Source organism: Vibrio xiamenensis, from assembly GCF_900100015.1.
Lineage (GTDB): Bacteria > Pseudomonadota > Gammaproteobacteria > Enterobacterales > Vibrionaceae > Vibrio > Vibrio xiamenensis.
The window spans coordinates 56,556-83,491 of record NZ_FNDD01000022.1; the positions used below are offsets into that span (position 1 = coordinate 56,556).

At 47.4% G+C, this 26,936-nt stretch carries 20 protein-coding genes; 13 read left to right on the top strand and 7 right to left on the bottom strand.

Annotated features, from left to right (window positions below):
• Nucleotides 1-4 precede the first annotated feature (4 nt).
• A complete protein-coding gene (locus tag BLS03_RS16620) occupies nt 5-886 on the bottom strand; it encodes an ABC transporter permease subunit (RefSeq protein ID WP_093276480.1) in 882 nt (293 codons plus the stop codon).
• A 62-nt stretch (nt 887-948) separates the two neighbouring features.
• Nucleotides 949-2,244 (bottom strand): sn-glycerol-3-phosphate ABC transporter substrate-binding protein UgpB, encoded by a 1,296-nt coding sequence (gene ugpB, locus BLS03_RS16625; RefSeq protein ID WP_093276483.1) that lies wholly within the window; start codon nt 2,242-2,244, stop codon nt 949-951.
• Between the two features lie 356 nt (nt 2,245-2,600).
• Here ugpB and BLS03_RS16630 point away from each other — a divergent pair, with 356 nt between their 5' ends.
• The 8 genes from BLS03_RS16630 (at nt 2,601) to BLS03_RS16665 (ending at nt 12,302) form a co-directional block, all read left to right on the top strand.
• Nucleotides 2,601-3,476 (top strand): DMT family transporter, encoded by an 876-nt coding sequence (locus tag BLS03_RS16630; RefSeq protein ID WP_093276485.1) that lies wholly within the window; start codon nt 2,601-2,603, stop codon nt 3,474-3,476.
• A gap of 192 nt (nt 3,477-3,668) precedes the next feature.
• Nucleotides 3,669-4,622: a lactate/malate family dehydrogenase gene (locus tag BLS03_RS16635; protein ID WP_093276488.1), complete on the top strand. Its 954-nt coding sequence runs from the start codon at nt 3,669-3,671 to the stop codon at nt 4,620-4,622.
• Between the two features lie 352 nt (nt 4,623-4,974).
• Complete coding sequence (locus tag BLS03_RS16640) at nt 4,975-7,131, top strand: TonB-dependent siderophore receptor (RefSeq protein ID WP_176765624.1); 2,157 nt, start codon at nt 4,975-4,977, stop codon at nt 7,129-7,131.
• 163 nt (nt 7,132-7,294) lie between these two features.
• The gene (locus BLS03_RS16645; protein ID WP_093276490.1) at nt 7,295-8,191 is read left to right on the top strand and encodes a Fe(3+) dicitrate ABC transporter substrate-binding protein; all 897 of its coding nucleotides are present in this window, start codon (nt 7,295-7,297) and stop codon (nt 8,189-8,191) included.
• Nucleotides 8,191-9,192: an iron chelate uptake ABC transporter family permease subunit gene (locus BLS03_RS16650; RefSeq protein WP_093276493.1), complete on the top strand. Its 1,002-nt coding sequence runs from the start codon at nt 8,191-8,193 to the stop codon at nt 9,190-9,192. The genes BLS03_RS16645 and BLS03_RS16650 overlap by 1 nt, the downstream gene beginning before the upstream one ends.
• Entirely contained in the window at nt 9,189-10,151 is a 963-nt protein-coding gene (gene fecD / locus BLS03_RS16655) for a Fe(3+) dicitrate ABC transporter permease subunit FecD (RefSeq protein WP_093276495.1), read from the top strand. The genes BLS03_RS16650 and fecD overlap by 4 nt, the downstream gene beginning before the upstream one ends.
• 3 nt (nt 10,152-10,154) lie before the next feature.
• Nucleotides 10,155-10,922 carry a Fe(3+) dicitrate ABC transporter ATP-binding protein FecE gene (fecE, locus tag BLS03_RS16660; RefSeq protein ID WP_093276498.1) on the top strand — a complete coding sequence of 256 codons (768 nt, stop codon included), beginning with the start codon at nt 10,155-10,157 and terminating at the stop codon, nt 10,920-10,922.
• Between the two features lie 294 nt (nt 10,923-11,216).
• A complete protein-coding gene (locus BLS03_RS16665; RefSeq protein WP_093276502.1) occupies nt 11,217-12,302 on the top strand; it encodes a GGDEF domain-containing protein in 1,086 nt (361 codons plus the stop codon).
• 10 nt (nt 12,303-12,312) lie between these two features.
• Here BLS03_RS16665 and BLS03_RS16670 read toward each other — a convergent pair whose 3' ends face one another.
• Nucleotides 12,313-13,182, bottom strand: coding sequence for an AraC family transcriptional regulator (locus tag BLS03_RS16670; RefSeq protein ID WP_425445116.1), 870 nt, complete (start codon nt 13,180-13,182; stop codon nt 12,313-12,315).
• A 235-nt stretch (nt 13,183-13,417) separates the two neighbouring features.
• On the opposite strand from BLS03_RS16670, the gene BLS03_RS16675 reads away from it, so the two are divergent.
• The 3 genes from BLS03_RS16675 to BLS03_RS16685 all read left to right on the top strand — a co-directional run bounded on the left by BLS03_RS16675 (nt 13,418) and on the right by BLS03_RS16685 (nt 15,728).
• Complete coding sequence (locus BLS03_RS16675; RefSeq protein WP_093276508.1) at nt 13,418-14,068, top strand: hypothetical protein; 651 nt, start codon at nt 13,418-13,420, stop codon at nt 14,066-14,068.
• Entirely contained in the window at nt 14,065-14,802 is a 738-nt protein-coding gene (locus tag BLS03_RS16680) for a hypothetical protein (protein WP_093276511.1), read from the top strand. The genes BLS03_RS16675 and BLS03_RS16680 overlap by 4 nt, the downstream gene beginning before the upstream one ends.
• 482 nt (nt 14,803-15,284) lie before the next feature.
• Nucleotides 15,285-15,728: a hypothetical protein gene (locus BLS03_RS16685; protein ID WP_143015646.1), complete on the top strand. Its 444-nt coding sequence runs from the start codon at nt 15,285-15,287 to the stop codon at nt 15,726-15,728.
• A gap of 400 nt (nt 15,729-16,128) precedes the next feature.
• Here BLS03_RS16685 and BLS03_RS16690 read toward each other — a convergent pair whose 3' ends face one another.
• The 3 genes from BLS03_RS16690 to BLS03_RS16700 form a co-directional block, all read right to left on the bottom strand.
• On the bottom strand, nt 16,129-17,712 hold the full coding sequence (locus BLS03_RS16690) for a methyl-accepting chemotaxis protein (protein ID WP_176765625.1): 1,584 nt from the start codon (nt 17,710-17,712) through the stop codon (nt 16,129-16,131).
• Between the two features lie 254 nt (nt 17,713-17,966).
• On the bottom strand, nt 17,967-19,142 hold the full coding sequence (locus BLS03_RS16695) for a dienelactone hydrolase family protein (RefSeq protein ID WP_093276517.1): 1,176 nt from the start codon (nt 19,140-19,142) through the stop codon (nt 17,967-17,969).
• 288 nt (nt 19,143-19,430) lie between these two features.
• A complete protein-coding gene (locus BLS03_RS16700; protein ID WP_093276519.1) occupies nt 19,431-21,260 on the bottom strand; it encodes an ABC transporter ATP-binding protein in 1,830 nt (609 codons plus the stop codon).
• 150 nt (nt 21,261-21,410) lie between these two features.
• Between BLS03_RS16700 and BLS03_RS16705 the strand changes: the two genes are divergently transcribed.
• On the top strand, nt 21,411-23,504 hold the full coding sequence (locus tag BLS03_RS16705) for a TonB-dependent siderophore receptor (RefSeq protein ID WP_093276521.1): 2,094 nt from the start codon (nt 21,411-21,413) through the stop codon (nt 23,502-23,504).
• Between the two features lie 64 nt (nt 23,505-23,568).
• Here BLS03_RS16705 and BLS03_RS16710 read toward each other — a convergent pair whose 3' ends face one another.
• A complete protein-coding gene (locus tag BLS03_RS16710) occupies nt 23,569-24,099 on the bottom strand; it encodes a lipocalin family protein (RefSeq protein WP_425445117.1) in 531 nt (176 codons plus the stop codon).
• A gap of 276 nt (nt 24,100-24,375) precedes the next feature.
• Here BLS03_RS16710 and nirB point away from each other — a divergent pair, with 276 nt between their 5' ends.
• Complete coding sequence (gene nirB, locus BLS03_RS16715) at nt 24,376-26,934, top strand: nitrite reductase large subunit NirB (RefSeq protein ID WP_093276524.1); 2,559 nt, start codon at nt 24,376-24,378, stop codon at nt 26,932-26,934.
• The last annotated feature ends 2 nt before the right edge of the window (nt 26,935-26,936 follow it).

Consider the following 26,936-nt stretch of genomic DNA (forward strand, 5'->3'; position numbering starts at 1 on the left):
CGCATCAGTAATGCACGCGTTTTTCAACAAAACGAAATTGAATAAATGTCAGGCTGAGCACCAGAATCAGCAGCACCACCGATTGCGCAGAACTGCCGCCAAGGTCGGCGCCGACAAAACCATCACGATAGACTTTGTACACCAGCGAGGTTGTGCTTCCACCAGGGCCACCATTGGTCATGGTGTCGATAACGCCAAAGGTGTCGAAAAATGCATAGGTGAGGTTAATCACCAGTAAGAAAAAACCGGTAGGCGCCAGTAAAGGAAACGTGATGCTCCAAAAACGCTTGTTATCGCTGACACAATCCAGTGTTGCGGCTTCTTTGACAGCATGAGAAATCGACTGCAATCCGGCCAAAAAGTAGATGAAGTTAACCGCGACTTGTTTCCAAACCGAAACTAAAATGAGCGCAAAAGTGGCGTCAAACGGGTCGGTTTGAAAGCTAAAATGCCAACCAAGGGCGGCGAAGAAATCGGTGAGTACGCCAATATGGGGGTTAAACAAAAAACTGCCAATCACACCGGCAATGGCTGGCGCAACCGCATACACCCAAGTGAGCGTGACTTTATAAGAACTTTGGCCGTGAATGACGTTGTCGGCTTTGACCGCCAGCAGTAGCGCCAGCGCCAATGAGAAAAACGATACGGCAAACGCAAAGCACAGCGTAAAGCCGACCGATTTGAGGTATTCGTCTGAGGCAAACAGCATTTGGTAGTTTTCAAACCACACAAAGGTCGAAGACATGCCCCATGGGTCTTCAAGCATAAAAGACAAATACACCGCTTTAAGCGCCGGGTAGACGAAAAATATCGTGATGATGATGATCTGCGGTGCCAAAAAAAAGTAAGGCAGTGCAGAGTGGTTAAATTGTTGACGTCGTTGCATGACAAACTTCCCGCAGCAAAAACACATGGCCTCACTATGTTAGTGAGGCCAACCAAGCAAGATCAGTTTTTGACTGTGCGCGCAAAGCGTTTGAGTAATTGCGAGCTCTCTTGCTCGACTTTATTCAAGCTGGTTTCGACACTGGAAGAGCCTGCAAAAATATTGTCGAACTCGCGGTTCATCACTTCGCGAATTTGCGGATAGAAACCAAGGCGGTAGCCTTTTGCCCATTCACCATCAGCAAGACTGAGCTGCTTAACTCCCACTTCTGCGTCTGGGTTTTGTTGGTAATAGCCAGAGGCTTTAGTGAGCTCATAAGCGGCATTGGTGACAGGCACATAGCCGGTGGTTTTATGCCAGTACATTTGAGTTTCTGGTTTGGTCAGGTAGTTGAAAAATGCCGCAACGCCTTTATCTTGAGTTTTATCGTGACCGCTAAGGGCAAACAGCGCTCCGCCACCAATAAAGGTGTGCACTGGATGTGCGTTGAGTTTTGACCAATATGGCAAATAGGCGGTGCCAAGCTGGAATTTGACGCGGTCACGCAGTCCGCCAAATGAACCGGAAGAGCCGATCCACATCGCCACTTCTTGACGCTCAAACGGAGTTTGGTTCGCGTCCCAATCGCTGCCGTAGTATTTGTAATAGCCTTCGTCTGACCACTGCTTGAGCTTGTTGAAATGCATGATCATGTCTTTGCTGTTGAAATCAAGTTTCGTCGCTAAACCGTTGTAACCATTGTGTTCATCCGCCAGCGGCAAGTTGTGGCGAGATTTGAAGTTTTCAAACATGATCCACGGTGTATGAGATTGAGAGAACGCAATGTAGCCTGCTTTTTTGAGCTTAGCGGCTGCCGCTTCAATGTCTTCATAGGTCTTTGGTACGTCAACGCCTGCTTTTGCCAGTACATCCTTGTTGTAATAGAGCACTGGAGTTGAACTATTAAACGGCATTCCCACCATCTTACCTTTGGCATCGGCATAGAAATTACGTACGCCAGCTAAATAGTCTTTGGCGTTAAATGAGTAACCGGAGTCGACCATGATGTCTTCAACTGGCTTTGCCACACCGGGGGCGTTCATGATGGTGGCCGCGCCAGCATCAAAGACTTGCAAAATGTTCGGCGCTTGACCGGCGCGAAATGCGGCGATACCTGCGGTAAGGGTTTCGGTGTAGCTGCCTTTGTAGACAGGGGTGATTTTGTATTGGTCTTGTGAGGCATTGAACTCCTCAGCCATGTGGTTGACGGTGTCGCCTAATTGGCCGCCCATTGCATGCCACCAAGTAATTTCGGTTGCCGAAAAAGCGTTTGCAGAGACAGTCGCAGACAAAAGGCCTGCTAGCCATAACTTGTTCATTGATCATTTCCTTGTAAAGTTTCGAACGAGGCATAGTGTGTTTCGCTTGATGATCATGGTGCGTGGCGTTTGTTGCAGATTGGTGAGCCACAGATGTCAGCTTAGTGAAGCTTTTATGGCTAATTTGTGGCAGCTCATATTAAAAGTGATTGAATTTAAAAGTAATTAATATGACGTTCGCTAATGTTAGAAGCGAAATGAAATCGGCGATTGCGAAACTAATGGAGGGGCGCGTTTTAAGTTTGCTGTGCAGAATTGTTGTCAGCTAGGGATTATTTTTGTCGCCACAAATAGCGCGCTTTGGCATTATTGGCGCGCCGCGCAATGATGCCGTGAATCTTTAATGAGTACTGCCTGTGAATGCTGAACGTAAAGCGAGTTGGATCTTGGTCCTAACCACACTGTTTGCTGCTTTTGGTTGGATTTTTTCCAAACAGACGATTGCAGGATTACCGCCGTTTGGCTTTGTCGGATTGCGGTTTTTGCTTGCTTCACTGTGCATTTTGCCACTCTGTCATCGAGCGCTAAAGCAAGCCAGTGGTCAAGATATTGGCCGCGCGGCGCTGGTGGGTGTTTTACTTAGCGGCGCACTGCTGAGTTGGATTCATGCCATTTCGATTAGCGATACATTAGGCGAGGGCGCGTTTATCGTTAGCCTGTCGATGCTGATCGTGCCATTAATTGCTTGGGCGCTGTTCAAACAACGCCCCAAACGTATCTTCTGGGTCTCTTTGCCTATCGCAGTGATCGGTTTGGGATTTCTGTCGCTATCGGAAGGATGGCATCCACAAGCCAGTCAGCTGTGGTTTTTGATCAATGCCACCATGCTCGCTCTGCATTTCAATATCAACAGCAAATACTCACAAACTCTACCCGTGTTGCTGCTCACCTGTATTCAACTGTTTGTCACTGGTGTGCTGGCGATGATCGCCAGCTTGCTGTTTGAAACCGCACCGCCAAGTGTCGAGCCGAGTATTTGGGGGTGGTTTGCATTAAGTGCTCTGTTGGCGACGGCGTTGCGCTATGTGCTGCAGACGTTAGGTCAAAAACACATCAATCCTGGTAATGCGGCGCTGATTATGATTTTAGAGCCAGTTTGGACTGTGGTGCTCAGTGTGGTGTGGTATGCCGAGCAGCTTTCTCATGCCAAGTTGTTTGGTTGTGTGCTGATTTTGTTCGCATTGCTGGTTTATCGTACTGATGGTCGTTTTAGACTGCGCCGCTTTAGCTAGAATAATGCGCTGTTTTGGTGAATCACAGACGCATTTTGGTGCAAGGTGATAAGTTCCAAATTTTGTAAAAGGTTAATTTTGTAAAATTTACATCTGATATTCATTTCCTTTAAAAAATTATGTTGAAGCGATCTAGAGGGTTGTTGGTATAATCGACATTGTTTTATGTGGAATCATCTCAGGGAGAGAACAATGAAAATCGGTGTGATTGGTGCAGGTGCAGTCGGCGTTGGCGTATGCAACTACCTATTGACCATGGGCAGTGTCAGTGAACTGGTATTGCTTGACCAAAACCTTGAACGTGCAGAAGGGGAAGTGTTTGACTTTCGCCATACTGCGGCACTGACGTTTTCGAAAAATACCCATATTATTGCTACCGACGATTATCTCACCTTAATCGGCGCAGATATTGTCGTGATCACCGCTGGCGCGCAGATCAAAGAAGGTCAGCCGCGTTCTGAACTTGCAGAAGTGAACAGCCAAATCGGCGTGGAAATTGCCAAAAAAATCGAACGTGTCGCCCCCGGCGCTAAGTTAATTATTGTCACTAACCCATGTGATATCGTCGCGCACTTTATTGTTAAGAATACGCAATACAAAGCTCAGCAAGTGATCAGCAGCGGCTGCGTGATTGATACGGCGCGTTTGATGTCGATTGTGGCAGGGCGCATTAACCTTGACCCGAAAAATGTGTTTGGTTATGTACTGGGTGAACACGGCAGCAACTGTTTCACGCCGAAGAGTTTGATCTCCATTGCTGGTCAACCGGCGGATTACTACTGCGATACGCACCGTATTCCGCGCATTGATGCCGACGAGTTACTTGAGTCAGTGAAACAAGCGGGCTTTGAGATATTTAAACGTAAACGCAATACTACCCACGGCATCGCCGCAAGCGTATTTCGCATCATTCAAGCCATTATGATCAATGAGCGCTCGGTACTGCCGGTCGGCAGTATGATGCAAGGGGATTACGGTTTGGAAAATGTGGTGTTGAGCCTTCCGACCATCATTGGCAGCAACGGTGCTGAGTCGATTTTGCAGCATCCATTTAGTGATGAAGAGCAAAAGACCCTGCAGAAAATTGCGCAGAATTTACAGGCGTTGATTGCAAACGTTGCGGCGAACACGGGTCTTAAAGGTTAATCTTCCAACTAGCGCTGAGAAAGGATTGTTAAAAAGCACAGGTTTTGGCCTGTGCTCTTTTATTGCTGGCTGAATAGGTGGAGCTGACTGGGTAGCGGCGAGTGGGTCAGGAGAGATGGTTGTTCAGCGCTGCATCTTGTGGTCGTTTACCTTGTTTCGTAAAAGTATAGGTACGCAAAAGTATAGTTACGCAAAAGTGTGCATTTTCTGTTGTGCGCACTGTTGTTTATCGATGTTTAATTATTGAGCAAACGAATGCGGTGAGGGTGAACTATTCATAAAATAAATTGTAATGAGAATTAAACTCAGTTAGATTTTTGCGACTAACTTCAAATAACACTTCATAATTACAATGAAAATCCGCGCAAACTACCATCCTTTATGCCTTGCGATTTTAGCAGGATTAAGTGCCCAAACTTGGGCAGACGATTTGTCTCAAGACTCAGCAACGACCAGCGCTGAGCAAACCTCAAATGCCACATCGAGCGACGTCACTAGCAGTGGTGCTGATGATACCATCACTGTGTATGGCCGTGCGCTGTCTGTGTATCGCGCTCAGCAAGCGAGCCTTGCCACCAAAACCGCGACAGACATCGATGATACGCCACAGTCTATTCAAGTGCTTCCTCAACAGCTAATTGAAGACCAAGGCGCGCGTCAGGTTACTGACCTGTATCGTTCTATCAGTGGCGTAAGCCAGTATTCCTATTCAGGTGTGACGTTTCGCGGCTTTCGCGAAGATGAAATTCTTTATGATGGTGTACGCGGTGACCCATTCAATGGTTTTGCCATTCCACAGCTGTTTAATATCGAACAGGTTGAAGTGTTAAAAGGCCCATCTTCTGCGATTGGTGGCAGTGGAGAGCCGGGTGGGGTAATCAACTACACCACCAAAAAGCCGACTTACGACACTGAGCGTAAAGTTTCAGTCACGGGCGGAAACCAAGATTTTGTCAGTGGCAGTGTTGAATTGTCTGGCCCTGTCAACGACGATGCAACGCAACGTTATCGCGTGGGCATCTATCAAGACCACGAAAACCCATCGCGTGATAACACCGATGTGCGTAACCGAATCATCGATTTGGGCTATGCGTGGGATATCACCGATGCCACCACAGTGACGACTCAATTTACCGACATTATTCAGCATTACGGCGGTGCCCGTCTGCGCGGCATTCCAACGGACGAAGATGGTAATTTCCTCACCGATATCGACTGGAATGCCAACTCATCTTCGGATTACCAAGACCTAGAAGCGCGTGTATATCAGATTCATGTCGATCACGTATTTAACGACTGGCTAAGCGGTAACGTGACAGCGCGCTACTACGAGAACAAAGAGACGCAAAAATACCATGAGCCCGTTGGGTTTACAGACACAGATGGCGATGGTGTCGTAGACTGGAGCGAACGTCAGTATCGTGATCAGGTTCGTCAAAACAAGGCCGGTTCGCTGACGGCAAACTTGATTGCTGACCTTGGCGCACATACGTTGCTGTTTGGTGCAGATTATTATCGCGTTGACCAAGATTACGTTTACTATCGCGCTAAGACCGCTGATGGCGTGTCTGGTATCAGTTTGACTGACCCGGATTACAGTGATGATGTCTCAAGCTACAACTTAAAGCTGACCAAGCAGACCTCTTCTCGTTCTGATCGCTTCGGTGCTTATGTCCAAGACCAATGGGATATTACCGACAAATGGAACGTGCTCTCTGGGCTGCGTGTGGATACCTTTGATGACCAAGTTAATGACATCGTCAATGACACCGTCAGTTCTTACAATGGCTCAGGGCTGTCTTATCGTTTAGGTTCCACCTACAAAATCAATCAAAACTTGCACCCTTATGCGGTGGTGGCGACGGGCTTTGTACCACAAGATGCGGCTGATCAGGCAGACGCCAATGGTGGGCCGTTTGATCCAGAAGAGAGCTTAATGTACGAAACCGGTCTGCGCAGCTACTGGTTTGATAACGCGCTCAACATTAATATCGCGGCTTATCACATCATTAAAGAGAACATTCTGCAAACCGACCCTGATGACAGCGATCGTTTGGTTGCATACGGCAAAGTGCGTAGCCAGGGGGTGGAGGTAGATATTCTCGCGGACTTGACCGAAAACTGGACCGCCAACTTGAGCTATGCGTACAACGATACGCGGGTGAAAAAAGCCTATGACGGCATTACTAATGCGGTTGGAACACGTTTTTCCAACGCGCCGCATAACCAGTTAGGTGCGTGGACTCGCTACGACATTAACGCGCTCAATTCATCGATGGGTTTTGGTGCTGACTATGTCAGCGAGCAGTACAACCGTAGTGGCTCGATTGTGAAGTCTTATGTGGTGTATGACGCCTCGTGGCAAACCCATTGGCAGCAATGGCAGTTCCAGCTTAACGTCAAGAACCTGTTTAACAAAGAGTATGCAGTGAGCGGGTTTACCGATAACACCGGCCACTTTCCTGGAGAAAAGCGCCGTATTTACTTAACGGCAAGCTACAATTTCTGATCGCTTAAGGCCTAGGTTTTTACCAGGCCTTTGTCGTTACTCAGCGAAGTCATTGTTAACATGAATAATTCTCAATGGAATTATTATTCCATTTTGTGGTGGTGAGAGTACAATCTCTCGCGGCTTACAAGCGATAAAACTAGGAATGAAAGGGTTTGATATTATGCGTTTTTCATGGATTTTAAAGGCGATGGTTGCTCTGTTATGCAGCATGACGTTTACCGCTCAAGCGGTGACAGTGACAGACAGTCGCGGAGAGTTTAGCCTCGATTACGTGCCTAAACGTATTGTAGCGTTGGAGTTTTCATTTGTTGATGCACTCGCAGCGGTAGATGTCAGCCCAGTGGGTATCGCCGACGATAATGATCCGAGCCGACTGCTTCCCGCCGTCAGCCAAAAGCTCGGTAAATGGACTTCCGTTGGCACGCGTTCGCAACCAAGCCTTGAAGTTATCGCATCACTTAAACCAGACCTTATCATTGCCGATGTTGATCGCCACTCAGCGGTATACAAAGATTTGTCTAAAATCGCACCAACGTTGTTACTGCCTTCACGTCGTGAAACCTATCAAGACAACCTAAAATCCGCGGCAATCATTGGTAAAGTGATTGGTAAAAACAAAGCCATGCAAGCTCGTTTGGTGAAGCATCATCAAGTGATGACCGATTATGGTAAGCAACTTTCGGTGCTCAATGGCAAAACCATTCAATTTGGCGTCGCGCGTGAAAACGGTTTTTATGCCCATTCTCCTGAATCCTACGCGGGCGGTGTGATTACAACTCTTGGTCTGACGACGCCTAAAGGGCTTGATAACGAAAATGCCTCGCGTCAAATCAGCCTGGAACAGTTATTAGCGCTCAACCCTGCCTATTTGGTGGTGGGTGACTATACCGAAAACAGCATTATTTCTAAGTGGGCGAAACAGCCTTTGTGGAACGCGCTTCAGGCGGTACGTGACAAACATGTCTACCATGTGGATGGCAACATGTGGGCGCGTTGTCGCGGCATTCTGGCCGCCGAATACATGGCAGCGGATCTGCTGAAGTTGGTTAAAGCTTAATGCAGGCAAAGCGTTATTTAGCCTTTACGAGCGTGGTTATCACGCTCGTTGTGTTTTTGGCCGGGCTGTTTTGGCTTGGGCTGTTCAGTTACTCCGCGGTGCCGGTTTCGGCATTCGAGGCGCTGCATGCGCTGTTTGAACCCAATTCGACTCAGATGGCGCACATTGTGGTCATGGACATTCGTCTTCCTCGGGTACTTGAAGCCGGGATCATTGGGGCCGCGCTCGCTTGCGCTGGTGCATTAATGCAAGCGCTGACGCGCAATCCGCTCGCCTCGCCAAGCCTGTTTGGGGTGAATGCCGGTGCAGCATTGGGCATGGCGTTAGTGGCCACGTTTTTCGTTGCCAGTTCACCCATCTCGACGCAAGCCGCTGCCATGCTTGGCGGCTTTGGTGCTTGGGTATTGGTGATGATTCTGGGCGGCGCATGGAAAATGGGCTCCGAGCGCGGCCAATTGGTGCTAGCGGGCATCGCTATTTCGGCGCTACTTGGCGCACTGACCAAAGCGTGCGTGATTTTGGTTGAAGACCAAGCGATTGCCGTAATGGGTTGGCTGGCCGGTTCGTTTGCCAATGCCGGCTGGGATACATGGCGCGCCAGTTGGCCGATATTGCTGCCCGCATTGCTGGGCGGATTCATACTTGCACCCAAAGTGAACCTGTTGGTAATGGGCGATGAGCGCGTTAAAAGCTTAGGGGTGAACCTTAGCTTGTTGCGTGGTTTGATTGCGTTGGTGGTCCTGCTGCTGGTGGGAATTAGCGTCAGCTCAGTCGGCGCGATTGCGTTTGTTGGCCTGATTGTGCCCCATATGGCGCGGGCGCTGGTGGGCTATGACTATCGCTTAGTGTTGCCAGTTTCAATGTTAATTGGCGCTGGACTTACCATTGGCGCGGATGTACTCAGCCGCGCGGTGACGTTTCCAACCGAAACGCCAGCTGGAGCAGTATTGGCGCTGATTGGCGCGCCGTGTTTTCTCTATTTAGTAAGGCGCAAAGCATGAGTTCAATACAAAAATCTGTGTTTGTTCTTAGCGGGTTGTGTGTGCTCAGTGCGTTAGCCAGTCTCTGTTTTGGCGCGGTCAACCTTGATTTAACCGCAGTTTGGTCTGGGTTATTTCACGGCGGCGAACACTATTTCACCATTCATGAATACCGTCTTCCACGCATCATTTTAGCGGTGATTGTCGGCGCTATGCTGGCAAGCGCCGGTGTCTTGATTCAAGGTGTGATTCGAAACCCGCTTGCGTCTCCTGATATTCTTGGCGTAAGCCACGGGGCAGGGCTTGCCGCCGTGGTGCTGATGACCTTATTTCCTGCGGTTTCGATTTATTGGCTGCCGCCAGCGGCGCTGTGTGGTGGCATTGCCTCAGCAATCATCCTCGCCTTAGTGTGCGGCGCAAATGTGAAGCCGGTGCGCCTTGCGATTACCGGCGTGGCGCTGGCGGCTCTGTATGGCAGCGCGATTGACTTTCTAATTTTAATTCAGCCACTTGAAGTGAATAATGCGCTGCTTTGGCTCACGGGCAGTTTGTGGGGGCGCAGTTGGGATCAGCTTTTAATGCTTTGGCCTTGGCTTTTGCTTACGCCATTGGTGGTGTGGCTAAGTCATGCCCTTAACTTGCTAACGCTTGGTGATGAACGAGCGCTAAGCCTTGGCATTAGTGTTAACAAGGTGCGTTTTGGCGCTTTGTTTGTCGCCGTGGTGTGGACATCAGCGGCGGTATCGGTGTGCGGTCCGCTGGGCTTTTTAGGTTTGGTGGCGCCACATTTGGCTCGCCAGTTAGTCGGGGGGCGCCATCAAATCTTATTGCCAACAGCGATGTTGGTCGGTGCTTTGCTGCTGCTAATTGCAGATCTGGTGGCGCGCATTATTCATCCACCGATTGAGCTGCCTGCCGGGATCCTAACCGCGATCATCGGCGCACCGTACTTTTTGTATTTACTGTTAAAAATGAGATAGAACATGCACTTAACAACGGAAAATCTGGTAGTGAGTTACGGCAAAGATCCCATCGTTAAGAGCGTGAATGTGGTGATCCCAAAAGGCAAAATCACCACGTTACTCGGCCCGAATGGTTGCGGAAAATCGACACTGCTTAAAGCGTTGTCGAGAATTCTACCCGCCCAGCAAGGGCAAGTGCTTTGGAATCACAAACCGATTAACGACACACCATCCAAGCAATTAGCGCAACATTTGGCGCTGCTGCCTCAGTCTCAAGAAGCGCCAGAAGGAGTGAGTGTTCGCGAAGCGGTAGCCTACGGTCGCAGCCCTTATACCGGATTTTGGGGGCAATTAAGTGAGCAAGACAAGCTCGTGGTGGAGCAAACTATGCACGCCACAGGCGTTAGCCAGTTTGCTGAACGCCCTGTCGCGGATTTGTCTGGCGGGCAGCGCCAACGCGTGTGGTTGGCGATGACAATAGCGCAAGATACCGACTACATCTTGCTCGATGAACCCACGACATACCTGGATTTAAATCATCAGGTCGAATTGATGAAATTGCTGCGCAGTCTTAATCAACAGGGTAAGACTATAGTGACGGTGTTACACGACATCAATCAAGCTTGTCGTTATAGCGACCATTTGATTGTGATGAAAGCCGGTGAGGTGGTTGATGAAGGGGCGCCTGGGCAGGTGTTAACTCAGGCCATACTCAAAGAGGTGTTTGAATTAGAAGCGGAAATTCATCAAGATCCGGTGGCTCAAACGCCGATGTGTGTGGTGCTTTAGTCTGCGTTTATGTGCCAATAGGCATTAATTGTGTTGGGAACGTTATCTTTTTAGTTAAGAGATGGCGTTCTTATAACGCATCGTTATATCAGAAATTTATTATATTGGGGTAGAATCTATAAACTTTCGAATGAGTTGACGTTTCTGCCTTAATTCTATAATTAGCGATTTGCTAACGAGAAATCACAAAAAGGCTAAGCAATACATTTGTTTAGCCGAGTACCACCGAAAATTATGATGTTCATAAACGGGGCTCTGCAGAATGTTTCAACAGATGCGCCATTGGACACCAGTATGTTTTCAAAATTAATTTTTCATCACCTGTCAATAAGCTCTGATGATGAGCAATATCGTAGTGTATACCTAAACTGCGTATGTACAGCGATTCTTGGTATTAATGCGGCTTTTTTTCTTTTTTATAACCTCGTTTACGATTATTACTTGCCGCTCGTGTTTGCGATGAGCGCTACCTTGTTGCTGCTCAGCCTGAGCCAATATGCGCTATTTATTAAGCGGCGAGTTTGTTTGTCGTCTTGTCTATTGGTGCTGGTGGTATTTGGCCTCACGCACTATTACATGTTTGATGTTAAAAATCTCGAATATGCACTGGTGTTTGGCATGCTAACGCCAATGGTGGCGATTACATTATTGGTACGCAAAGTGGCTTTGCTTGTGGTCGGTGGGCAATTTCTGGTATTCAACTATTTGCTGCTCATCGATATGGACAGTTGGTTGGAGATCGGTTTTGAAAAAGCGAGTTATTTCAATTTGATATCTGTGTGGCTCAGCGTCACTTTACTGTTTTGGTACATTGACTCCAGCCGTATTCAAGCGGTGCGTAAAGTTTATGAAGCCAAAGAGCGACTCGAAATTTTGGCGACCACAGATTCTCTGACGGGGGCCTATAACCGTCGCTTTATCGAAAAACGCCTAAATCAACTACCTGTGGTTAAAGCCATTGCGGTGATTGATGTCGACAATTTTAAGTTAGTTAACGATTTAAACGGCCATATGGTCGGTGATTCGGTGTTACAGAAAATCGCTGAAGTATTGGATCATCTGTTTATCTCAGTGGGTATCGTGGGGCGCTGGGGCGGGGAAGAATTTATTGTTCTTATCACCGAGGGCGACGAAGCGTTAGCTGCGGACCATTTAGAACGCGCAAAAGAGGCGGTCTACGCCTATCCATTTGCGTTGTCACAGCCTATTTCGATAAGCGTTGGCTGGTCGATATTGCACAACCAAAAAGTCGAAGAAGCAATCCGCCACGCCGACCAAGCGCTGTATTTTGCGAAGTCGAATGGTAAAAATCAGGTTGTGTCCGCCTCCTCATTACTGACCAAGCAACAAGCTTTGGTGTTTGATTCAGCGAACATATAACGCTCTGAATTTACGCGTCTTTAAGTGGTAAATAGACTTTAGTGACAAGGTCACATTCGTCAACTTCGTGAATGAAATTGAGGTACTCAAAAAAGCATGGGTAATCTCTTAGCTCTTGGTCACTGTTTGGTAGCCAATCACGATACAGGGCGTAAATGGTGTCGCTGATATTGTCATGGCTACCTTTATGCACCGCGACGGCGCAGCGCCCACCCGGAATCTCGCCAACTTGCACACCAAAACGGTTATCACTGATAGCTTGAGTAATGGAACCGGCCACATCAAAGCGAAATTGATTCGCTGGAAGTACGTAAGGGTCGCCATAGGGAATGCCAAACGTACGGCTGCTGGCAATCGGGGATTCACCGCTCTGTTTGCGCCAGGTAATAAATTGTCCTACGGTTTCCAGCACTTTATCGATGGCGCCATAATGGCTCAGATACGCGATACGCTGGGTCGGTAAATCGATGATGTCGACGTCGATCATAAAAGGTCCTCTTGATGGCGAAGTAAACTCAAACATGCGGTGCCAGTTGGTCCAGTTTGCTTGCTGCCTAAATTGACTTGGGGATTGAGCAAAAGTGCGTTTAAAAGCGCGGGAAAACGCTTCGACACTCTCAAAACTCGCTTCAAAAGCAATGTCGGTAATGGAAAGTTGGTCTTCAAATGCTAAACGGTATGACGCGCGCTTGAGTCGAGCGAGCTGAATGTATTTGGTTGAACTCATTCCGACAACCGCACTAAAAACGCGATGAAAGTGATATTTAGACAGTGCGGCGACTTGGCTAAGCTGTTCTAAATTCAGTGTTTCATCGAGATGTTGTTGAATGTAGTCACATACCATTAGCATGCGAACTTGGTGGCGGTTTGACGCCATAATTCTTTCCTATTGACTGCTTAAGTGCATTTATCCTCGCATGGGCAATCGCCCAAGTCTTGATTCAAATTGCGCATTTAGTGAGGTTTGTTGTAACTCATATTGGTTACATTTTACTTTGTAATCTATATGGGTTACATTTCTCTTTGGTTACCTATTAACGTGCTAACGGTATCGATGAGCACGATTCTGTTGCTCAAAAGCCGATAGAATTCACTCAACACAGGATTATTCGCCTATGACTGCTGCTTCGCCAGCTCAAACCGTTGCGGTGCTGACCGGTGATGTTATCGGCTCGACATCATTGACTGAGCCGCAATTTGACCGCTTGCTTCAAGAGCTAAACGTTCAGTGTGATTGGATTGTCGCCCAACATCAAGGTAACGCGTTTGAGTTAATGCGCGGTGATGGGTTCCAAATTTTGGTTTTCGATTATGCCAACGCGGCGAAATATGCTTTGTTGATCCGTATGGCGCTCAAAGCGAAAGATTCGGCGTTTGATTGTCGTATATGTATCGGTTTTGGAACCTTTAGTCGTCTGCGAGACAAGCTGGGCACTTCTAGCGGACAGGCATTTATGTTATCGGGAAGAGGGCTAGATAACATGAAAACCGCGAGATTATTGTTGGCAGGTGACAATGCCAACTTTGTCCAAACGCTGGATTTGTTAACTCAATTTGCCGATCATCAAATTACCCAATTGACTGAGCGGCAAAGCGCAATCGGCTATTTGAAGCTGCGTCATCCAACATGGCGACAAAGTGATATTGCCCATCAACTTGAAGCAAATCGCGTCTCGATTACTCGCTCGATAAAAACGGCGCGCTTGGACCTAATTGAACAATATGCCAATTTTCTCCACCAGCAAATCAAGGAATGTTATCTATGACCATCAATCTGATTCTCGCCTTGCTTAGCGGACACCTTGTCAGTGAAGGATATCTACGCTTGAAGTCTGTTTGGCTACGAGGTGGCGTTTATGGCGTATTGTGCGCGTTGGTGTTGGTATGCTTTTCCAATCAGGGATTTGCCAGTCAAGGTGTCACGAGTTACGGAGTTATGCTTGCGCTGGCTGTCGCGATAGGGCTCGGGGTGCTGCGAACTGTATTGGGTTATTTATGTTCAAGCGAGCGATTTAGCGCGCGCGAACCTTCACTCATGCTGCAGGTGAGCATGCACGTGTTAATGGTATTGCTATTAATTGGCAGTGCCAGTTATTTAACCCAGGTGAGCACGACGAGGTTGATCAGTTTTATATCAAACTTATTTAATATAAAGCACAGCGTGATCCTTTTCGGCTACGCCTTAATATTAAAACCTAGCTCATTGCTTATTGAAAAAATATTAAAGCGCTATTCTCTCAGCGACATCCTACGTGAGCATAATGGCCTCAAAGCGGGAGGTGAATTGATAGGCTATTTGGAGCGTATTTTAATTTTGACTTTTTCTCTGCAAGGAGAGTATGCGGTGATTGGATTTATATTAACCGCTAAATCGATATTTCGTTTTGGTGAACTGAATCATAGCCAAAACCGCAGTCTCACTGAGTATGTGCTGCTCGGTTCGTTACTCTCAGTAACCATCACTTCCATCATTGCGCTTATGGTGAATTATTTTCAATAACCGTAAAATAGTGAAGGTGTAATTTTATAAATATACATCTTCATTGTTTGTGGTTATTCATTCTCTAAATGATAATTATAACCTCTATCAATGACAGATGATTTGCTAATTATAAAATTATCTTCTGTAGGGTTATTCCTATTTTATCCCGCCTATTATTTGTCAATTTGTTAAATAGATCATACTGCCTAAATGAAATGTTTGTGTTTAACACTTAGGTTGAATATAAAAATAATTAAATGGAATAGTATTTTGTTCATCCTTGATGCGAAAGGTTGGGGAAATATCAGCAATATCATGACAAAAAACTGATACTCGGCGAGCGCTATTTTATAAAATTAACCGTACTAAGCATTAGAAATCAACGTATTGTATTTGTTTAAACTATTGGTGGCTAAGCTTTGCATCAATGGTACCTAAGCACAACTGCGCTTGGGTAAGGGGGGACAATAGTTAATCTCACAGTGCTCATTGTTGGCGTCATGGCGACGATATTTATGGTGGTGATGGGCATTCGCTATCTGGTCAATCGTCGTAAATTCAGCCAAATTCGTCATATTGCCAGTTTTGCCATTCACGATGTGCGTAAAGTACGTGTCTACAAGAAAGAGTGGTATATCGCTAAATCGATCATCAACAGGTCTGGGGGAAACCACAGCGATGTTTTACTGCAAGAGCAGCGTCTCGAAAGCGCATTAAGTTCGTTGGAAGACGATTTTTATCAAATTGACATGCTGTTAAGGAATCACCGTTTCTCATGGACTAAATTGGTTCTCAATTTAAAAGAAACTTGGTTTGATATTAAGTTACACCTCGATGGTGTTGATGAAAGTTTGTCTTTGCAAACCCTCAATGCGCGTTTTGATAGTCAATATAATGCGGTGGTGGATGCGCTGCGCGATGTTGAGCATAATATTCACTTCTAGAATATACACTCTATTTTATTGCGATTGTTTCTTATTTAGATTTGGAGTTTTATAGATACAAAAAAACCACCGAGAAGGTGGCGCTTAAATTAAGCTATTTGGTTTTAACAGATAGAAGAAATTAAACCATAGTTTATTTAAGCAAAACTTCAAGCTTAAATTTGTTACGTTTAATTTCAATCGAATCTTTTTCTCAGTTCAGGCTGAGATTTATTTTCTTGTAGTGATTAAAATATCAATCGTGGCCAATTAATCTTGTTTGAATTGCTGTAATTTATAAAACGGGTTTTCGTTTTTTTATCCACAAATACATCTTTGAGTGTTAGATAGTGGTTAAAACGGGTTTTATAACCAATAAAAAGGCCAGCATGTATGCTGACCTTTTTGGTTTGATAGACGTTTACACTTTGAAAATTCTTACCGCTTCGTCCAAATCGCGAGCCAGAACATCTAAGTCTTCGACGTTGCCATTACAGGCGACAACAGCGTTACTTGACTCATTGATCATGTGGGAAATCTGCTCAAAATGTTTGGCCAGTTCATCCGCGACAATGGTCTGTTCTGACGTTGCATGAGACACATCTTTGACCATGCTGAGTGTATCTGAAGCGCCGTTTTTGATCTCTTCAAGCATAGTGGCTACTTCAGCGGATTTCGCCACACTGTTTTCGACCGTTGGCAAAATTGATTTGACTAAGTTGGCAACCTGGTCGGTTTCCGATTGCACCACACCAATGGTGTCAGTGATTTCAGAGGTTGCTTTGGCAGTGCGTGAGGCGAGGGTGCGAACTTCATCGGCAACCACCGCAAAACCGCGACCTTGCTCACCAGCACGCGCCGCTTCGATGGCGGCGTTGAGCGCGAGCAAGTTCGTTTGCTCAGCGATGTCATTGATAACATTAACCACTTCACCAATTTGCGACGAACGCTCTTGCAGCTTGTCAATATTACCAATGGAGTCTTCGAGTTGCTTCGAAATCGATTGAATGTGTTGCGACGATTCCAACACCAGCGCTTCGCCCTGTGTGCACATGGTATTTGAACGCGCGGAGTTTTCTTCCGTTTGCGCCGCGTGACGCGAGATTTCTTCGATACACGATGACAGTTCTTGAATCGATGCCGCGGTTGAATGGGAGGCATCTGAGGAAGCTTTTGAGGCGCGAGAAATATTATCCATTTGCTGCTTAAGCTCTGCTGTTGAGCGGGTTAAGTGTTGCGAGCCTGAGTGGATACTTTGCACCGCGTCGCGCAAAGAGTTCTGCATTTTGGAAATTGAGCCGAGCAAACTGTTCTCGCTGAACTTGCCTTCGATTTTCTCATCCAGATTGCCTTTGGCAATATGCTGCGTAATCATCATGGCGTAGCCCGGTTCACCGCCGATTTTACTTAGAATATTGCGCGCGATGTAAATGGCAATTGCGATGATCACGGCGAGTACAATCACCGACAGCGCCAAAAATGACATCACCACTTTCCAGTACGCGCTGTTGATGTCATCCATGTAGGCGCCAATGCCCATAACCCAGTCCCATTTGGGAATTTTGGCCATACCATTGATTTTAACCACCATCTCGTTGGTGCCGGGCTTGGTATTATTAGAAACCGTAAAGTCTAGGTCTTTGCCAACCAGTTGTGCCATCGCTTTAGGATAAGATTTTTGATATTGACCAATGACACTATCGCGTACGTGAACGCGAGCGATGCCATTGTTGTCATTGGCCCAAATATAGGAGGTGCCTGAGCGAATTCCAGATAAAATTTCCACCACGTGTTGCTCTGCTTGTTCACGCGAAATTTTACCGGATTGCTCCATATCCACCCAATGATTCACTTGATTTAGGGTGAGTTTAAGAACGGTTTGCAGTTCGTGTTTACGCCCATCGATCATTTCATCGTTGAGCAGCTTAAGTGCCAAAGTTCCAGTGAGTAATAGTGCAATCGCCATGACCGCAATCAAACTCGCAAGTTGTTTAGAAAGTTTCATTCGTGCCTCATCGGTGTTTAAGCGTGTCTGGTTTTCCAATCCAAGTTTCCAAAATCGAGTTTCCGAATTTTGGTTATGGATCCTTAGTGTACGGATCATGCCGAGACGTTAAGTGCAAAAGAGTCACTGCACTGCTGTTGCCATTAACTGGCTAATTATTATCGGTTTTATGGATGTCGCTAATTGGTGTTGATGTCTTAGTGGTCGCTGATACAAACGGTTGGGCAGCAAAATGCTACCCAACACAGCGGCAATTACTGTTTAAATTGACTGTCTAGCCAATCGAATGCCTCCTCTTGCATGTCTTCAGTAAAGGTATGGCTCTTGTCTGGCCATACTTTGGTGGTGAGTTTGTCTGCCGCTCGGTTGGCGTTCCAAACCGAATGCATCTTGTCAAACGCTTCCTCGACAGAATCCAGCGGGAATAGCGAATCTTGGCCGCCGGCAAACACCAGCAGCGGTTTTGGCGCACTTAACGCCGCAATATCGGGGTAGTCGAGGTATTTTGAAATGCCAGGGTGCAACATGCTAAATGCCGACTGACCTTTAAGTTGGTTGTTGCCCGGTACCATCAGGCCTTTCATGGTGCCCATCCAGCAATCTGCCACACCGGCGGTGATGTCATCAGATAGCGCGGTCACCTGCCATGCGCGGAACGCGCCCATTGAGAACCCAACCGCAGCGACGCGAGAGCGGTCGACTTTAGGTTGATGGGCAAGAAATTTCGCCGCGCGCGCATCTTCCAGCGCGATAATGCCAGCAAAAGACGAGCCTAAGTTAAATAGGTTGGACGCCAACGCTTGTTGGGAATCTGTGGCAAAGTCTTCAACCGAGCGGTCGCCCCAGCCGAGTGCATCAATGGACAGCACCACATAACCACGTTTGGCTAACTCATCGCCTGGGTAGCGGCCAGAGAAGTACTTGTCTGCCCATGCTTGGGAGGAAGCGACTCGGTCATCGTCATCCCAGGTTTCGACAAATTTCTCTTTGCCGATATCAAATTTACTGCCGTGGTCGTGGAGAAATAGCGCGGCAGGGAAAGGACCGTCACCTTTAGGCACCAATTTAAGTGCCAGCACTCGAGATTCGGCGCTGATATTAAAGACAATTTTTTGCGCGATGTAATCACCGCGGTCAATTTCGTCTATTACCAATGGATTGAATGGCGTGTTGTCGGCGTAGGGGAAAATCACTTCTCGCGCTTTAGCGATGCCTTGTTTGCGCCACTTTTGTGGATTTCTGATTTTATCATTCCAGCTCATGGTAAACGGCATTTTATCTTTAAGCTGTTGATAAAAAAGAGGGAAAGTACGGTCCGCAGAATCAAACGCTTGAGTTTGATATTCCGGGCCATCGGCAGCAGCAAGAGCGAGTGGCGTAAAGCATGTACAACATGCTACCGCCAGTAGGGTAATCGCGTTCTTTTTCATTGTTATTGTCGTCCGTGTGAATGTCATTATGTTCACTAGGGAAATTATAAGAACAGCGTATGAAATGTCGTGATTGTGGTGGCAATTTAGGATTGGTGATCATGTTAGTAAAACGATGTTTTACTATTATTTGGTAATCGATCACATTTTTGAACTGGTCGAAGTGATGGCTATTTAGTCAATTAAATCGCATGAAATAAGGTAAATGTGCATAAATATCGAATCAAATAGAAAAAAACGGCGGGTTTTAATCCGCCGCTTAAGTGATGTGTTGAAAGTTAACGACGCTTACTCGTCGCCAATAAATCCGCCAGTTTGGTGCGTCCAAAGCTGAGCGTAAATGCCTTTTTGTTTGAGTAACTCTTGATGAGATCCTTGCTCGATAATCTGGCCGTTTTCCATCACGATCAAGCGGTCCATGGCGGCAATCGTCGATAAACGGTGTGCAATGGCGATGACCGTTTTGCCTTCCATTAACGCATCTAGGTTATCTTGGATGGCGACTTCCACTTCGGAATCGAGCGCTGACGTGGCTTCGTCCATAATCAAGATTGGCGCATTTTTTAATAGCACACGGGCAATGGCGATACGTTGGCGTTGGCCACCCGAGAGCTTAACGCCGCGTTCGCCCACTTCCACATCGTAACCCGCACGGCCTTGCTCATCACGCAATGTGGTGATGAACTCATGGGCATGCGCTTGTTTGGCGGCTTCAATCAGCGCTTCTTCACTTGCCTCTGGCGCGCCATACAAAATGTTGTCGCGAATCGAGCGGTGCAGCAGCGAGGTGTCTTGGGTGATCATACCGATTTGATGACGCAGCGATTCTTGAGTGACACCGGCAATATTCTGTCCATCAATGCGAATTTCGCCTGACTGAATATCATAAAAGCGCAGCAGCAAGTTCACCAGGCTAGATTTACCCGCACCCGAACGGCCAACAATACCGACTTTCTCGCCCGGTTTGAGTGTCAGGTTTAAGCGGTTAAACACATTAACTTCTTCGCTGTAGTTGAAGGTGACATCGTCGAACTCGATTTCACCTTGGCGCACGTTAAGCTGCGGGGCGTTCGGTGCATCTTTAATTTCTACCTCGGTTGAAATGGTGTTCATGCCATCAACGACGGTACCGATGTTTTCAAATAGGCTGCTAAGCTCCCACATGATCCACTTCGACATGCCTTGAATACGCAGCGCGATACTGATCGCCACCGCGATAACACCGACGGTTACGGATGCGTCGAGCCATAGCATGATGGATAGCGCGGCAATCGAAAACAGCAACAAGTAGTTAAGTATATCGACGCTGAATAGCAAGCAGGTTGCCATGCGCATTTGGCGATACACGGTCTGTAAAAAGCCCTTCATGCTGCTTTCGGCATATTTCATTTCGCGTTCGGAGTGAGAAAACAGTTTGACGGTGGTGATGTTGGTGTAACTATCCACAATTCGTCCGGTCATTTGTGAACGGGCATCGGCCTGGTCGGTGGCAATCGCTTTCATGCGCGGAATGTAATAAAACTGAATTCCAATGTAGACCAAAAGCCAGGCTAAAATCGGTAGCATCAAAATCACATCGGATTCGCCCATCATCCACACCATGGAAGTAAAATAGACGCTGATGTAGACCATCACATCGACCAATTTCATCACGGTTTCGCGAATCGCCAATGCGCTTTGCATTACTTTGGTGGCAACGCGGCCAGCAAAATCGCGTTGGAAGAAGCCCACACTTTGCTTTAGTAGGTAACGGTGCACCAGCCAGCGAATTGACATCGGATAGTTACCGAGCAAGGTTTGGTGCATGATCATTGAGTGGGTAAACGCCAAAATCGGCATAATCACCACCACTAGAATGCCCATCGACCAAAGTGTGTCGCTTTGGGTATCCCAGAACGTCGCTCGCTCTTGGCTGCCGAGAATATCGACCAGTTGGCCCATGTAGCGAAGTAACGTCACTTCGGCGATCGCCACCACAGCACTGAGAATCGACATCAGGACAAGTGGGATCTCATAACCACGGGTGTAATGGCGGCAAAATCCCAGCAAATTCTTTGGTGGCTTTTGCGGTTCTTCTTGAGGGAAAGGTTTTGTAAGACTTTCGAACCATTGAAACATGTATAAATTGACCTAAAACAAGTAATTTTGAAATAACCTAATTCATTTACAAGATATCGTACCAATTAGATTGCGACACAGTATAGAATGCGCGGCTCATGATATGTGGAATCAGAATGATTCTCAAACTTATTAGTAGGAGCCGATGTAATGCATTCTATTAAAGCCAATCTTATCACTATATCGATTCGCCGCTGTGTCGGTTTTATTGCTGCGCCTTTCATTTTGTTGCCTTTCTCTAGCGCCGCAAACGACAGCCAAGACATTATTCCTGAGGTTGAGACCATTACGGTCACTGCGCAGGCGCTAAAAGTCGCCTCGCCGAACCAAGAAACTGAAAAGACCGTGACCATTGTCGACCGTAGCGAGCTTGAAGCGCGCGATATTCAAAAAGTCGATGAGGCGTTTCGTTATACGCCAAGTGTGGTTTCGCCTTACGGCGCTGACAACGACACAGACTGGTTGCTGGTACGTGGCTTTGAGCCTAGTACTTATCTTGATGGTAACCGCTTGTATAAAGAAGGGTTCTGGGGCTGGACGGCAGAAACCTATGGCCTAGAAAGTATCGAACTGGTCAAAGGGCCCAACTCGGTGCTTTACGGCGAAGCGTATCCAGGTGGCGTCGTCAACCTCGTTCAGAAAAAGCCAACCGACGCGCCGCAAAAGAGCATGACGTTTTCTGTCGGCAATAAAGATTATGTCAATTTTGGCATCGACATTTCGGATTGGGCCAATGAAGATGGCTCGCAGCGTTATCGTTTAGTAGCAAAAGTGGATCAAAAAAATGGTGAATTAGACGGCACCGATTCACAGCGGGTGTACTTAGCGCCTAGCTACAGTATAGACGTTGATGACGCGACGACATTGACGCTATTGGCGTCGTACTTAAAAGATGACGGCGTACCACAAAATGGCTTTTTTCCACTTGAAGGTACGTTAAAAGCGTTGCCAAACGGGGAGTACATTTCGCCATCGACCAACTACGGTGAGCCAAATCACGACCAATTCAATAAAACTCAAGTGTCGCTTGGTTATATTCTCAAACATGAAGTGAATGACACTTGGACGCTGAACCAAAACTTTAATTACGCCTATAGCAAGTTGTATTTACGCAGCTCTTCCGCGTATCCCGATTCATGGCTAGACAGTGACCCGTATTCATTATCGCAATACACTTTGGTCAATGATGGCGATGCGAAAAGCTTTACGTTGGATACCAATGGCGTTGCCGAGTGGTTCCAAGGCGATTTTGAAAATACCCTCCTTGTGGGTATGGATGCGCAGTATCACGTCAACGACTGGATGGGCAATGGCACCGGCAGTTGGATTGGTACCATTAATACCCTAAATCCGGCGCACACTGGCGCTTACACATCGCCAGCGGACATCAGCGCCAATATGGTCGATAACAAAATTACTAAGCAGCAGCTTGGTGCTTACGCGCAGATGAGCTCAATTTGGCAGCAGCGCTGGATAGCCAATGTTGGTGCGCGTGTTGATTGGGTCGATGTCGAAAACCGCGCTGACGTGTCTGATCAAGTCAAAGATACTCAACTGTCGCTCAACACAGGGTTGATGTATCTCAGCGACAGCGGTTTCAATCCATACGCCAGCTACTCTGAATCTTTTTACGTTATCAGCAGTATTGACTGGGTGACCGATAAACTCTACAAACCGGTAGAGAGTAACCAAATTGAACTGGGGGTGAAATACACGCCAGATTGGATGGACGGTTACATTAACCTCGCGTGGTTCGATATTACCCAAGAAAATGCCACCGCTTCAGCGATGGTGGATGGCGCGCTGGCCACCAGCCAGACCGGTGAAAAGACCAGTACTGGGGTTGAAATCGAGGCGCAATCACAAGTGACCGACGCACTGTCACTTGCCGCGAACTACACCTATTCGGATGTGCGTGAAAATGATAAGCGCGCATCGCTTGCACCGCGCCACTTAGCCTCGTTATGGGCAAGTTACGATTTTGCGCCGCAAGGATTGGGTGATGTGGTACTTGCCAGTGGCTTACGCTATGTTGGCGAGAGTATTGATGCCTCAACCGGCGATGTGGTTCCTGATGTGGTTGTTTGGGATGCGATGGCGAAATATCGCATTAGCTCACAGTGGGATTTGCAATTTAACGTCAATAACTTAGCCGATGAAGAGTACGTGGCAAGCTGTGACTACGGCATCTGCTACTACGGTGAATCGCGCAGCGTATCAGCCACCGTCAACTACCAGTGGTAATCAAAGCTTAAACAAAAAAACGGTGAGTATTCACCGTTTTTTTATGCTTGTTCGCCACTCGCTATTAAGGTTGTTTGCGGGTTTGCTGCTGTGGGTAAATCAACGCATCGGTATCAAATCCCGCTTTTTTCGCAATCGCAACATACTTATCGAGCTGGGTTTGGCTTAGAGTGGGAGTGCGCGACAAAATCCACATGTAATCATGGTTATAACCGCTGACCAACGCCACCGAATAGTCGGGTTCCAAATAGTACACGACGTAGCTGCTATAAAACGGACCAAAGAACGATACCTTCAAATGGCCTTTATCACTGCTGCCCGCAAATTTGGCTTTGCCGAGCGCTTGCTGCCACTCGCCATCTTCTTCATCCCAACCTTGATTAAGCACTTCAACGTTACCATCGTCTTGCAACGTATAGGTGGCAGAAATATTTGAAAGTCCGCGTTCAAACGGGTGGTCAAGGCGTGCGATTTCATACCATTTTCCCATGTATGGGGTGACCTTAAAATTGTCGACAGGCGCAATGTTGTCGGGTAGACCAGTACAACCCAAAACAGCAAAACCTGTTACCAACAGCGCTAAAGTGTGCTTAATCCAAGCCATGAATGTGTATCCTTATTTGCAGGTGAAGAGCCGAGGTTACTGAATCAATAAAAGTAGTCGGCTTTTTGATTTTAAACGATTTTCTTTTATACGACATAAAAGCGCAAAAGGTTGAGTTTGATTTCTCATCGGCGTGAATGTGGCAGTGAAAAGTCTGCTGCTGCCTACCCCTTTAGGGTAGTTTATCCTCGCATTTGATTTATATCATCCTGTGTTTTGATTAGGCGTTTAAAAATTCGCTTAGTGAAATAATCCATAGGAACTGTTATGAGCAAGTTGAAACTTGTGGTCATTGGTAACGGAATGGTTGGCCACCGCTTTTTAGAAGATTTGGTTGATAAAGCAAACTCTGCTGATTTTGATATCACCGTCTTTTGCGCCGAACCCCGTGTCGCTTACGACCGCGTTCATCTCTCTTCGTATTTTTCTCATCACACCGCCGATGAACTGTCGTTAGTCAAAGAGGGCTTTTTCGCCAAATACGGCATTCAAGTTTTGATTGGCGAAAAAGCCATCAATGTTGACCGCAATAGCAAAACCGTTTATTCGAGCTCGGGCCGCGAACTTCGCTACGACAAATTGATTCTTGCCACCGGCGCGTATCCGTTTGTGCCGCCAATCAAAGGCAATGAAAGCAAAGACTGCTTTGTTTATCGCACCATCGACGATCTTAAAGCCATTGAAGCGTGTGCGAAAAACAGCACCACTGGCGTAGTCATCGGCGGCGGCTTACTGGGCCTTGAAGCGGCTGGCGCACTGAAAGCGCTAGGGCTAAAAACTCATGTGGTCGAATTTGCTCCGGTTTTGATGGCAGAACAGTTGGATCTGCAAGGCGGCCTGCAGCTGCGCAATAAAATCGAGCGCATGGGCGTTGAGGTTCACACCAGCAAGAATACCCAAGAAATTGCGCCGCAAGGCGATCAAGCGCGTAACACCATGCACTTTGCTGATGGCAGCGAACTGCAGACCGATCTGATTGTTTTTTCTGCCGGCATCCGCCCACAAGATAAGCTCGCTCGCCAAATGGGATTGGACATTGCGCCGCGTGGCGGAGTCGCCATCAACGATGTTTGCCAAACCTCTGATAGCGATATCTACGCCATCGGCGAGTGTGCGTCGTGGAATGAGAAATTCTACGGCCTAGTCGCACCGGGTTATAAAATGGCGACCGTTGCGGTTGACCACATTGTTGGCAATGACAGCCGTTTTGAAGGCGCAGACATGAGTGCCAAGCTGAAATTGCTCGGCGTCAAAGTGGGCTCGATTGGCGATGCCAACGGCAGAACGCCAGGATGCAAAAGCTATGTGTATCAAAACGAAGAGCAAGAGGTGTATAAGCGCCTGATTGTATCACCGGATAACAAAACCTTACTTGGCGCTGTGTTAGTGGGGGATACTTCTGATTATGGCGATTTACTGCAACTGGCGCTGAACCAAATTGAGCTGCCAAAACATCCGGACACGCTGATTTTACCGGCCCACGCGGGCGCAGAAAAACCGGCACTGGGCCCTGATTCATTGCCAGATAGCGCTGTGATCTGTTCTTGTTTTGACGTGACCAAAGGCAAAATCGCCAATGCGGTCGCAAAGGGTCATCACACACTGGCCGATGTCAAAGCGGCAACTGGCGCTGGCACCGGTTGTGGCGGCTGCGTGCCGCTGGTGACATCGGTGCTGAATGCGGAGCTTGCTAAATCGGGTATCGAAGTAAAAAACGATATCTGTGAACACTTCGCTTATTCGCGTCAGGAGCTGTTCCACCTGATTCGTATCGAAGGGATAAAAACCTTTGATCAACTGCTTGAGAAACACGGTCACGGTTATGGCTGTGAAGTGTGTAAACCAGCTGTCGGTTCGATTTTGGCGTCGTGCTGGGGCGAACACATTCTTACTTCGCCACTGGTTAAATTGCACGACACCAATGACAACTTCCTTGGCAATCTACAAAAAGACGGTACTTACTCGGTTATTCCGCGTATGGCCGGGGGCGAAGTCACGCCGCAAGCCTTGGCGGTGCTCGCCAATGTGGCCGCCGAATACCAGCTGTATACCAAAGTGACCGGCGCCCAGCGGATTGGTCTATTTGGCGCGCAAAAAGACGATTTACCTGAGATTTGGCGCAAGCTTATCGACGCAGGATTTGAAACGGGTCAGGCCTACGCCAAAGCGCTGCGTATGGCGAAGACCTGTGTCGGTTCAACTTGGTGTCGTTACGGCGTGCAAGATTCGGTTGGCCTTGGGGTTGAAATCGAAAATCGATACAAGGGTATTCGTACTCCGCACAAAATGAAGTTTGGCGTTTCTGGTTGTACTCGTGAGTGCGCCGAAGCGCAGGGTAAAGACTTAGGCATTATCGCTACCGACGCCGGTTGGAACATGTATGTGTGCGGCAATGGTGGTATGAAGCCTCGCCACGCCGATCTTCTGGCAAGCGATGTTGATAAACAAACGCTACTGAAATACATCGACCGTTTCATGATGTTCTACATTCGCACCGCGGCGCCGCTGCAGCGCACCTCAGTGTGGTTTGAAAACTTAGAAGGCGGGATTGAGTATCTGCGTGAGGTGATCATCGATGACAAACTCGGCATCAATGCCCAGCTTGAAGCGGATGTTGAGCGTTTGGTCAGTGCTTATCATTGTGAATGGCAAACCACTCTCGATGCGCCAGAGCAGCTCAAACGCTTTGCGCACTTTATTAACTCGAATGAACGCGATGAGAACCTGGTGTTTGTCCCGGCGCGCGACCAGCATCGTCCGGCCAGTTATGCAGAGAAACACCCCGCAGCGAAAGGCGACATTTTGCACGTCGAATTGGAGAAATAGAC